8 protein-coding genes are annotated in these 11,590 nt (G+C 38.3%); 4 read left to right on the top strand and 4 right to left on the bottom strand.

The annotated features are described in order from the left end of the window. Positions 1 to 43 precede the first annotated feature (43 nt). The 4 genes from gpmA to rnr form a co-directional block, all read right to left on the bottom strand. On the bottom strand, positions 44 to 790 hold the full coding sequence (gpmA, locus tag K322_RS0105835) for a 2,3-diphosphoglycerate-dependent phosphoglycerate mutase (RefSeq protein WP_026626046.1): 747 nt from the start codon (positions 788 to 790) through the stop codon (positions 44 to 46). Between the two features lie 98 nt (positions 791 to 888). After that, the gene (locus tag K322_RS0105840; protein WP_026626047.1) at positions 889 to 1,893 is read right to left on the bottom strand and encodes a hypothetical protein; all 1,005 of its coding nucleotides are present in this window, start codon (positions 1,891 to 1,893) and stop codon (positions 889 to 891) included. A 113-nt stretch (positions 1,894 to 2,006) separates the two neighbouring features. Beyond that, positions 2,007 to 3,443: an MBOAT family O-acyltransferase gene (locus K322_RS0105845; RefSeq protein WP_026626048.1), complete on the bottom strand. Its 1,437-nt coding sequence runs from the start codon at positions 3,441 to 3,443 to the stop codon at positions 2,007 to 2,009. A gap of 145 nt (positions 3,444 to 3,588) precedes the next feature. Further along, complete coding sequence (gene rnr, locus K322_RS0105850; RefSeq protein ID WP_374116881.1) at positions 3,589 to 5,742, bottom strand: ribonuclease R; 2,154 nt, start codon at positions 5,740 to 5,742, stop codon at positions 3,589 to 3,591. Positions 5,743 to 5,970: 228 nt separating this feature from the next. Between rnr and K322_RS0105855 the strand changes: the two genes are divergently transcribed. The 4 genes from K322_RS0105855 (at position 5,971) to dnaG (ending at position 11,166) form a co-directional block, all read left to right on the top strand. After that, the gene (locus tag K322_RS0105855; protein ID WP_134436938.1) at positions 5,971 to 6,222 is read left to right on the top strand and encodes a hypothetical protein; all 252 of its coding nucleotides are present in this window, start codon (positions 5,971 to 5,973) and stop codon (positions 6,220 to 6,222) included. A gap of 81 nt (positions 6,223 to 6,303) precedes the next feature. Further along, complete coding sequence (locus tag K322_RS0105860) at positions 6,304 to 7,311, top strand: NAD-dependent epimerase/dehydratase family protein (RefSeq protein ID WP_026626051.1); 1,008 nt, start codon at positions 6,304 to 6,306, stop codon at positions 7,309 to 7,311. Next, positions 7,312 to 9,036 (top strand): ABC transporter ATP-binding protein, encoded by a 1,725-nt coding sequence (locus K322_RS0105865; protein ID WP_026626052.1) that lies wholly within the window; start codon positions 7,312 to 7,314, stop codon positions 9,034 to 9,036. Positions 9,037 to 9,141: 105 nt separating this feature from the next. After that, a complete protein-coding gene (gene dnaG, locus K322_RS0105870) occupies positions 9,142 to 11,166 on the top strand; it encodes a DNA primase (protein WP_026626053.1) in 2,025 nt (674 codons plus the stop codon). Positions 11,167 to 11,590 lie beyond the last annotated feature (424 nt).

Raw genomic sequence — 11,590 nt, forward strand, 5'->3', positions numbered from 1 at the left:
CCGATTCTTCAGAACCGGACTTTTTTATGAAAGGTCACTGACCTTATTTTTTCTTACCTTGATTAGCTACCGCATCCATCAATTTTTTGATTTCTTCGGGATCTCCAAGGAAATAGTCTTTTACAAGATTCAAATTATCGTCGAATTCGAATACGTAAGGAACTGCGGTTGGTAAGTTCAAGCTAACAATGTTCTCATCAGATATACCTTTCAGGTATTTGATGATACCACGTAAGCTGTTACCGTGAGCAGCAACGATAATTTCGTTATGATCTACCAATGAAGGATAGATTACTTCCTGCCAATAAGGTAGAATGCGTTCTACAGTATCTTTCAATGCTTCAGTTTCGGGAATATATGCTTTAGGTACTCCTGCGTAACGTGGATCTTGAGATGCCGAACGAGGGTCGCTTGGATCAAGTGGTGTAGGAGGTACATCGTAACTGCGTCTCCAAATCAGAACTTGTTCGTCTCCATATTTTTCAGCAGTTTCCGCCTTGTTTAAACCTTGAAGCATTCCGTAATGTTTTTCGTTCAGTCTCCATGATTTTTCAACAGGGATCCAGTCCAGATCCATTTGATCAAGAATAGTATTCAGAGTTTTGTTAGCTCTTTTAAGGAAAGAAGTATATGCTTTCTCGAATTTGAAACCTTCTTCTTTCAATAATTTTCCGGCTTTAATCGCTTCTTTAACACCATTTTCTGTCAAATCAACATCTGTCCAACCTGTGAAACGGTTTTCTAGATTCCATTGGCTTTCACCGTGACGGATCAAAACTACTTTTTTCATATATGTTTTATTTTAATTGGATAATCTGAATTGCAGGTTTACCCATGGCAAACCTTTACAAAGGTAATAAATAGGATTCATTTTTTAAAGAGCATTAGTCACTTATCACCATAAATTATATTCATTATACTATCTCCTATAAAAGGACGGAAATGAGATTCTTCGTAGTAGTTATATTTGTTTTTGGTGATATTATTAGATCCCGTAAAGTTATAAATCCGATCGGATCCGAATACTTTCTTTATAGTTTCCATATCTATCCGATGGAATATAGCCTGTGAATATAACGGATTGAGAATAATCCGATAGTCGGTATGATGATTATCCAGGATTTCTTTAATTTGCCGCATATATTTAGTCGCCTTATCATCTATGATAGGGTAAGGAGGCTCTCCGGTTTCGGTTACACTATAAAAATAGACCTGACTATAATATCCGGAGAAGTCTTTTTCTATTTTCGAATCCAGATCTTCTCGTCTTGGTTCGTTAGTTATCGTATCGTAAGTAATTCCGCCGTCTTTAGAATAGTGGCGGTTGACATACTCATTATTGATTCCGAATACTTCTTTTGCGTATAATGAGTAAAGAAAAGAAGGATTCAAATATGTCTCAAAGGTAACTTCATGAAATTCAATCCAACTGATGTCTGATAATGCTGGATGCTCGATGTATAGATATTTCGGTTGATTTTCTTGCTTTCGGAATGTATAGTCTGTATCAAAACAGAGAAGAGCATTTTTGATATCAATACCCTTTTCATCCAGAAACTTTAATTTATGATACATACCGGATATTTTTTCTCCGTATGCGTCAAACGAGTATACATTGGCATCTGCTTTCAGATGGCTCTTCCATGAGCTGACATGAAACCCGAAGATGCGTGAACTGCCGAATATAAATGAATTGTACTGTTGTTTACGGTAATTACGTAAGAAAACTTCAGTGGATATGTATCCTCTGTTTATATTGAAAGAGTGTGAATAATCATCGTATGATTTTACTACTTTGAAAGGGTCGTATATGATATATCCTGCCAACAATCCAATAAAGATGATTACAGGTAAAATCAGAAATTGCAGAACCTTTCGTAAAAATAATTTCATTTTAAACAACTAAGTAAATAAAAGTATTTAATGATATGTTTTTAGTTTATAACAGGCTTTGGCTGTCCTACTTATCAAAGCATTAAATAGGTTTGTGACCGTAAATAGAGTCCCTAAAATTGAAAATAAATAAACTGTTGCTCATTGCCTGTCATATAGATTATAACAACGATGATCATATAATAAAAAGCCCACCGTAACGGACGTTTCCATGAAGTGGTAAATTGTTCCAAAGCATATTTACCTTCCCGCCCGCACCATTCGACTATAAAGAACAGAATAAGCACCATAAATATTTTACCGGAGTAGACTTCGGGTATTTTGAAAAGCGAAGCAGAAAACATTTCTTTGATATAAAGAATTGCCTGTTGCATGTTTTCCGATCGGAAAAAGATCCATGCAAAACTGGAAAGGATAAATGTTGAAACTAATTGCACTATCTCTCTTACCGACGGAACCAATCTTCCCTGAGCAACCGTGTCCAGATTACGTCTGTTTCTTTTGAAAATGATTGATGGTGTGATGAATAAGGCGTTTAGGCTTCCCCATACTATAAATGTCCAGTTCGCTCCATGCCAGAATCCGCTTACAATGAATATAATAAATGTATTGCGTATAGTTTTTAGCATTCCCCCACGGCTGCCACCTAAAGGAATATAAAGGTAATCTTTGAACCATGAAGAAAGTGAGATATGCCAACGTCTCCAGAATTCAGCTATGTCTCGAGAGAAGTAGGGAAAGCGGAAATTCTGCAATAATTCAAAGCCTAAAAGCCGGGCTGTACCCAAAGCTATATCGGAGTATCCGGAGAAGTCTCCGTATATTTGAATAGCAAACAACATTGCTCCAATAGCCAACGTACTGCCCGAATATGACCAGTGATTATTAAAAATCTGATTTACCAATTCTGCGCAGTTATCCGCTATTACAACTTTTTTGAACAATCCCCACAGTATTTGTTTCAATCCGTCTACAGCCTTGCTATAACTGAATGTGCGTGGACGCTCGACCTGAGGGAGGAGGTGTGTCGCCCGTTCGATAGGACCTGCTACCAATAAGGGAAAGAAACTGACAAACAGAGAGTAGTCTATTGCATTTCGTGTAGGCTTGATCTTTCCATAGTATATGTCGAAAACATATGATAAACCATGAAATGTATAGAAAGAAATGCCTACCGGCAGAATCAGGTTGAGTGTGGCAAAATGAGGTGTGAAACCAAACCATGTTAAAAGTTCGGCAAATGAGGTGACGAAAAAATCGTAATATTTGAAAATTCCTAAAAATCCGAGATTGATCCCTACACTGAGGATCAGCCAGAATTTTCGTTTATTGTGTGATTTGCTGTTTGAGATTTTCAGTCCTGAATAATAATCGAGGAAAGTGGAGAATGCCAGAAGGAACATGAAACGCCAGTCCCAGCATCCATAGAAAAAGTAGCTGCATGCAGCCAAAAATATATTTTGCCACTTCAGGGATTTGTTAAAAACAAACCAATAGAGGAAAAATACACAAATAAAGAATATCGCAAAAATACCTGAGTTAAATAACATTTGGAAATGTTGAGGCTTGATGACTGTTATTAACCTGATTCCCTAATGAGCCGGAGTGTTTTTTTTGAAGTGTATTTAATGATACTAATGTCTCAATGCGACACTTTTGCACGCCGAACAGCGTGCAAAAGTACGAATTTCTATCTTATTCTACAATAGAGAAATCTAATTGTTTACGTTCGAGATTGGCTCTAACGACCTTTACCTCAATCTCATCTCCCAGACGATATTCGCGTTTGCTGCGTCGTCCGCGTATACAGTAGTTCTTTTCGTCGAATTCGTAGAAGTCATCATCGAGTTCTCTCATGGGGATAAGTCCTTCACATTTATTTTCTTCGATTTCGGCATATATACCCCATTCCGCTACACCGGATATAAGCGCTTTGAATACCCTGCCGATTTTATCCGACATAAATTCTACCTGCTTGTATTTGATAGATGCACGTTCGGCATTAGCTGCCAATTGTTCCATTTCGGAGCAGTGTTTACACTCATCTTCGGTCAGTTGTTTGCTTACGCTTCGTCCTCCTTCCATATAGAGGGTGAGCAGGCGGTGTACCATCATATCGGGGTAACGTCTGATCGGAGAAGTAAAGTGTGTATAGTAATCAAAAGCCAGACCGTAGTGTCCGATATTTGAGGTTGAATACACTGCTTTTGCCATAGCGCGTACAGCTATGGTAGAGATTAGATTCTCTTCGGGTTTGTCATGGACATCATCCAATAGTTGGTTGATTGATTTAGCTACAGCAGTATTGCTTCCATCAGTCTTGACTTTGTATCCGAAGCGGCGGATAAATTCCGACAAGCTTTGCAGTTTTTCGGGATTTGGTAAATCGTGTATGCGATATACAAAGGTCTTGGCTTGCTTGTTTTTAGGAACCTTTCCTATAAATTCGGCTACTGTTTTATTTGCCAGCAACATGAATTCTTCGATCAGTTTATTTGAATCCTTTTGTTCCTTGAAATATACGCTTAGCGGTTTTCCGTTCTCATCGATTTCGAAGCGTACTTCTTCCCGTTCAAAGGCAATAGATCCATTCTGAAAACGCTTTTCCCGAAGCTTTTTTGCTAGTTGATCCAGTTTCAAGACGTCTTCTTTAAAGTCTCCTTCGCCTGTTTCGATTATAGATTGTGCTTCTTCGTACGTAAAACGGCGATCTGATTCGATAACGGTTCGTCCGATCCGGTAGTTCTTTATATCTGCGTTTTCATTCAGTTCAAATATAGCCGAGTAACATAATTTCTCTTCATTCGGACGGAGAGAACAAAGTCCGTTGCTCAATCTTTCGGGTAACATCGGGATGGTGCGATCTACCAGATAAACGGATGTTGCACGTTCTTCGCCTTCTTTATCTATAATTCCTCCCGGAGTTACATAGTGGGTAACATCGGCAATGTGTACTCCTACTTCCCAGTTCCCGTTATCCAACTGGCGGATCGATAAGGCATCATCAAAGTCTTTGGCATCACGAGGGTCGATAGTAAAAGTCGTTACTTTACGGAAATCCTCACGTTTCGCTATTTCTTCTTCTGTTATTTCCGTTGGAATTTTTTCGGCTTCGGCTTCTACAGCTTCAGGATATTTGTAAGGTAGCCCAAATTCGGCAAGTATTGCGTGCATTTCGGCATTGTTTGTTCCGGCTATTCCGAGAATGTCAATAACTTCTCCAACCGGATTTTTTGCACGATCAGGCCACTCTGTTATTTCAACGAGAGCTTTATCTCCTGTTTTTCCGTTTTTAAGTTTTTCTTTCGGAATAAAAATATCATTAGCCAGAATTTTACTGTCCATCTCGAGAAAAGCAAAAAACTTCTGGACATTCAATGTCCCGACGAAACGGGTTTGTTTACGTTCCAGAATTTCTACAATTTCGCCTTCCGAACCTCTTCCTTTTCTTCTGGCCAACATCTGTATACGTACTCTATCGCCATTCATGGCATGGGCTGAATTACGTTCTGCAACGAAAACATTTTCTCCGCCATCGTCTGGTACGAAGAAATTTTTCCCTGTGCTTCTCCGTTCGAAGTGTCCTTCGAGAAACAATCCTCTTGTATTTGATTTGTATTTGCCTTTTCCGGTGTCGATAATGAAAGCATCTTCCACCATATTCTCCAGAATATTCATCAATAACATACGTTCGGGTTGGGTTTTTATGCCCAGATCGGCTCCTATTTGTTTGTAATTGTATGCTTTTTCGGTATTCTTATTGAAAAAATTGACCACCATTGAAACAAGGTCATTTTTCTTTTTTCTCTTTTTAGTCGGTTTTGACGGTATGTTATTTTTAGACATAATTGGTATGTATTCAAATTTATTATATAACAAGAGATATTTGTTTTCTGTTTAAGATGTGATATATATCCCTTTTACAAATGTAATGAAATATTATTTAGACAACTTATCCTCTGCTGGAATAAGTTGTGGTTATCGGTTGAATTTGCTTATATGGTCTTTTATTTCTTTAATCGGCTTTATTTAAAAGTGTTTATATTTGTTCTCAATATTATCAATAATACTTTGGCAATGAATTTAAAGAAAACAACACTTTGCTTTTTCATTTTGTTTTGTGGGATAAGATTACTTTTTGCTTCAAATCAAGATCAAAAAGCAGGTCGCTTAAATGCTGTTAAATCACCGTGTGATATAGAATTTGACTTGCCGTATATGCAATCGAGTGTAATGATTTATAAATTGGGTGAATATTATTACTCAACAGCTACTACCTTTGCAGAAGGTTGCCTGATTTCATTGTATGTGAATAATGTAAAAAAGTAAGCAGGAGATTTTCGAAAATCTTGCATTTATCGAAACATTTAAACTCGGAGAACCGTTAAAAAGATAAGCTGTATTTTATATATGAAAAAAGTAATAATAACCGGAGCCAGCGGATTTATTGGTAGTTTTTTAGTTGAAAAAGCCTTGTCTTTGGGCTGGCAGGTTTGGGCAGGAGTCCGAAAAAGCAGTAGTCGAGAGTATTTACAGGATAGCAGGATTGAATTTGTTGATTTAGAGTTTTCTAATGTAAATAGACTAACTGGTCAGTTGTCTGATTTTGTTGAAAAATACGGAGAAATCGACTATATTATCCATAATGCAGGTGTTACAAAATGTCTGAATAGTGATGATTTCGATAAGATCAATTTTAAATATACAGCTAATCTGATTGAGGCGATAAATACGGCGAATATATCGTTAGGAAAATTTGTATTAATGAGTAGCCTGAGTGCTTATGGAATCGGAGATGAAGTTAACTATACTCCGATAAAAACAGTGGATATTCCCAATCCTAATACGGCTTATGGCGAAAGTAAAATTAAGGCGGAACGTTTTCTCGAAGAAAAGGCAGCTTTTTCTTATATCATTATGCGTCCGACAGGGGTATATGGCCCTCGTGAAAAGGACTATTTCTTGATGCTGAAGACCGTGAAATCGGGATTGGATGTCGGGGCAGGATTCAAAAGTCAGCACTTGACATTTATTTATGTGAAGGATTTGGTTGATGCTGTATATCTTGCGCTGGAGAGTTCCGTTCGGAACAAGGGGTACTTTGTTGCAGATGGAGACGTTTATACTGATAAGGAATATACTGCTCTTGTGAAAAAAATATTAGGAAAGAAGTATGTGTTAAGTTTAAAAGTTCCTTTGTCTGTTCTAAAAGTGATATCAGTAATTTCGGAGGAAATATCGAAATTCACAAAAAAACCTTCTACTCTGAATCGTGATAAATATAAAATAATGAAACAGCGTAATTGGGAATGTGACATAACACCACTTGTCCAAGATTTGGGTTTTTCTCCCAAGTATAATCTGGAAAGAGGGCTCAGGGAATCTGTCGAATGGTACAAGAAGAATCATTGGTTGTAAATGAAAAAATATTGGGAAATACTGAAACGATATAAAGTGGGATTGCTTGTGAGTCCGCTTTTTGTTCTTGTAAACGTATCTAGTGAATCGATACAGCCACTATTTATGGCTCGTATAATAGATGAAGGTGTGATGGAACGGAATTTATCTGCTATCACATCCATAGGTTTGTATATGCTGCTCGTATCGGTTGCCGGACTAGCCGCCAGTATAGCCAATATTTACACTTCGTCACGAACTTCTATCGGATTCGGAACGGATCTTCGAAATTCTCTGTTTCGGAAAATTCAAGAGCTTTCGTTCTCTGATATTGATAAATTCAATTCGGCATCCCTTATTACCCGGCTAACCAATGATATTACAAAAATACAGCATATTGTACTTATCCTGATGCGGATATTTTTACGTGCTCCGCTGATGATTATCATGTCTGTGTTTTTTGTAGTAAAGATCAATAAAGAGTTGTCATTAGTCCTAATTGCTGCAATTCCTATATTGAGTATAAGTATTTATTTGATATTGAGAAAGGGTTTTCCGTTATTCGTAAAGGTTCAGCAGCTTGTGGATAGGTTGAATGGGATTGTCAGGGAAAATCTTATAAATATACGAGTCGTAAAGTCCTTTGTCCGTGAAGATTTCGAAGAAGAAAAATTTACCCGCAGCAGCCAAGACTTGCAGGATATGGTTGTAAGAGCTTCGAATATTGTTGTTTCGGCTTTTCCTATAATGCAGTTGATCATGAATCTGTCGGTAATAGCCATACTTTGGTTTGGCGGGGTAAAAGTTATTCACGGAGACCTGAAAGTGGGAGAGCTTATTTCGTTTGTCAATTATCTGGCTCAGATACTCATTTCGTTGATGATGTTGTCGATGATAATGATGTCTTTCGCTCGTGCTTCGGCATCTTCAAAGCGGATTCTTGAAGTTCTGGATACGGATCCTTCTCTCGCAAATACCGAAAAAGGATTGCAGGCTAAGCATCTTATCGAGCAGGGAAATATATCATTCCGTCATGTTGATTTTCGACACAGAGACGGGGCTGAAGATATATTGAAAGATATAAATTTCCATATCAGATCCGGTGAAACCATCGCTATAGTAGGGGCTACCGGATCGGCTAAGAGTTCTATGGTGCAGCTGATTCCCCGATTGTATGATGCTACGGCTGGTGAAGTGATGATTAATAATATCAATGTTAAAGATTATCATCTGGATGAATTGCATAATAAAATAGGTATGGTGTTGCAAAAAAATGAGCTTTTCACCGGAAGTATTATCGAAAATATACGGTGGGGCAAACCTGATGCTTCGCAAGAAGAAATCAAGGCTGCCGCTAAGGTTGCTCAAGCTCATGATTTTATAATGTCTTTTACCGATGGGTATGATACTTTATTGGGTCGGGGAGGAGTAAATGTCTCAGGAGGTCAGAAGCAGCGTATTTGTATTGCCCGTGCATTGATCCGTAAGCCTAAAATATTGATTCTTGATGATAGTACAAGTGCTGTAGACTCGGATACTGAGCAAAAAATAAGAGCGGGATTGGCTTCAGTTTTGAAAGATACAACAGTTCTGATTATCACTCAACGGTTGAATACGATGCAATCGGCGGATCGGGTGATTGTATTAGAAGACGGACGTGTTGAAGCTATAGGTACTCCTTCGGAATTGATTGAGAAATCTAAAATTTATCAGGAGATTTATAATTCGCAGCAACTGGTTTTCTAGGCTCTTCCGAAGACCTGTTGATAACTGTGTGAATATCCTGTGTCGATATAATAAGACTAAGTCTGAAGTTTATTCTTAACTTCGTTGTCCGGAAAGGATATTTTAATGATAGATCAGATTACAATAGATAAGATAATAGAGGCTGCACGTATTGATGACGTTGTAGGCGAGTTTGTCACACTCAAAAAACGGGGGGTGAACCTGGTTGGGTTATGTCCTTTCCATACCGACAAAACCCCGTCGTTTTATGTTTCTCCATCCAAGAATATATGTAAATGCTTTGCCTGTGGAGAGGGAGGTAGTGCAGTTCATTTTATAATGAAGCACGAACAGCTTTCTTACTATGAAGCATTAAAGTATCTGGGTAAGAAATATAATATAGAGATTCAGGAGAAGGAACTGACTGAAGACCAAAAGAATGCTTATAACGAAAGAGAAAGTCTTTTTATTCTGAATGATCATGCCCGTAATTATTTTGTGAGTACCCTTCATAATCATTCGGAAGGAAAAACCGTAGGATTGTCTTATTTTAAAGAACGGGGATTCAGGGATGATATAATCAAGAAATTTCAGTTGGGTTACAGTCTCGAACAACGGGATGCTTTTACTCAGGATGCCCAGAAAAACGGATTCAGGAAAGAGTATCTGATCAAAACGGGACTGACCATCGAAGGCGACAATTATGTGGTTGACCGTTTTCGTGGGCGTGTTATGTTTCCTGTACATACACTGTCCGGCAAGGTTGTTGCTTTTGGAGGGCGCATACTCAAAAAGGCGGAGAATACTGGAAAGTATGTAAACTCTCCAGAGAGTGACATCTATCATAAGAGCGACCAGCTATATGGTATATACTTTGCGAAACAGGCTATAACGAAGGCTGATTGCTGTTATCTGGTTGAAGGTTATACCGATGTTATCTCCATGCACCAGGCCGGTATCGAAAATGTAGTCGCATCATCGGGTACGGCTTTGACTTTCGGGCAGATTAAGTTGATTCATCGTTTTACGACTAATATAACAGTTTTGTATGATGGTGATGCTGCCGGTATAAAGGCGGCTTTGCGCGGGATAGACCTTCTGCTCGAAGAAGGTATGAATATAAAAGTCGTCCTTTTGCCTGACGGAGAAGATCCAGACTCTTTTGCCCGTAAACAAAATGCCGAGTCATTACAGACTTATATAAAGGAGTATGAAGTCGATTTTATTCGTTTCAAAACGCAATTGCTTCTGGATGAGGCAGGTGAGGATCCAATAAAAAGAGCCGCACTTATTTCGGATATTGTAAACAGTATTACTATTATTCCCGATAGTATTATCCGTTCGGTTTATATTCGTGATTGCAGTAATCTGCTTGGGATAGATGAAAGAGTACTGATAGATGAGGTAAACAAAAAACGGCTCAACTATCTGGAGAAGGAATATGAAAAACGGACAACATCCAATCCTTCGGAATCTATACCTCCGGAGAGTCCTTATGAGGCAGTAGCGAATGTTGCATCTACCATCAATATAAAACCCCGTGAAGGAGTTAACAGGCAGAATACCTTAGATAAATACGAATTGTCAATCTTGTATTATGTGGTGAGATATGGAAACTTGCCGATGATTCAAGGCGAAGCAGCCGAAGACAGTGAGCCGGAAGAGAGAGTTTCAGCTTTAGAGTATATCAAGTTCGACTTGGAACGGGATGGCCTTTGGTTTCAGCACCCACTATATAAAGAGGTGATTGATGAGGCGGTGAGCCAGATGGATGACCCTAATTTTGTACCTAGTCGCTATTTTCTTGCTCATCCCCGACAGGATATTAGCAAACTGGCTGCTCATCTGCTCGAAGACCGTTATGAATTGGGGAAAGTTCATACAAAACAGTATGGTGAAAATGTTAAAAGAGAAGATACACCGTTAGCTGAAGAAAAACAACTGGAAACTGCGATTCCTTTGGCTTTATTAGAACTCAAGGATGCTTATATGTCTCTAAAATTGAAAGAATTGATGTCTCGAATGAATCAAAAATGGAAAGATGGCGATATGGATGGAGCAACAGCTATCCTTGGAGAGTTTCAAGAGTTAAAAAGGATACGTGATATTTTGGCTAAAGCGCTGCTAGAGAAAGTTGTATTGAGGTTTTGAAAGAGAGAAAAGGGTGGATATCTTGCGTGTTAAAATATATATACATATATTTGCCCTGTAAAATAATCTCTTATCCAGCTAGATGGCGATTTTTTCTAACATAAAAAATATATGGGGTATTCTAAATTTTAACGATTTAGGCTTGCATATATGTGCTAAAATATTAGAGAGAGAGAGAGAGAGAGAGAGAGAGAGAGAGAGAGAGAGAGAGAGAGAGACCACACACGCGCACGCACAGGCGTATACTACATAGGCGAATAAAACTTAAATTAGTTCGCCAATCTAAATTCTACCTATATAGAATAAAAAGGTGTTTGTTGTATCATACCGATGCAATGAGTTTTGCTATGCCTCTATTTATACATATACTTATCGGACTATTTTTCAACTTCTGTTATAGTTGGGATAACAGGATGTCTCGTAT

Source organism: Indolivaga capnocytophagoides DSM 22835 (assembly GCF_000426485.1).
GTDB lineage: Bacteria > Bacteroidota > Bacteroidia > Bacteroidales > Dysgonomonadaceae > Dysgonomonas_A > Dysgonomonas_A capnocytophagoides.

Excerpts from the sequence above, each read along its gene's own strand:
- dnaG (WP_026626053.1), top strand. The coding sequence starts at position 9,142 with ATGATAGATCAGATTACAATAGATAAGATAATAGAGGCTGCACGTATT.
- K322_RS0105865 (WP_026626052.1), top strand. The coding sequence starts at position 7,312 with ATGAAAAAATATTGGGAAATACTGAAACGATATAAAGTGGGATTGCTT.
- K322_RS0105840 (WP_026626047.1), bottom strand. The coding sequence starts at position 1,893 with ATGAAATTATTTTTACGAAAGGTTCTGCAATTTCTGATTTTACCTGTA.
- K322_RS0105855 (WP_134436938.1), top strand. The coding sequence starts at position 5,971 with ATGAATTTAAAGAAAACAACACTTTGCTTTTTCATTTTGTTTTGTGGG.
- K322_RS0105845 (WP_026626048.1), bottom strand. The coding sequence starts at position 3,443 with ATGTTATTTAACTCAGGTATTTTTGCGATATTCTTTATTTGTGTATTT.
- K322_RS0105860 (WP_026626051.1), top strand. The coding sequence starts at position 6,304 with ATGAAAAAAGTAATAATAACCGGAGCCAGCGGATTTATTGGTAGTTTT.
- gpmA (WP_026626046.1), bottom strand. The coding sequence starts at position 790 with ATGAAAAAAGTAGTTTTGATCCGTCACGGTGAAAGCCAATGGAATCTA.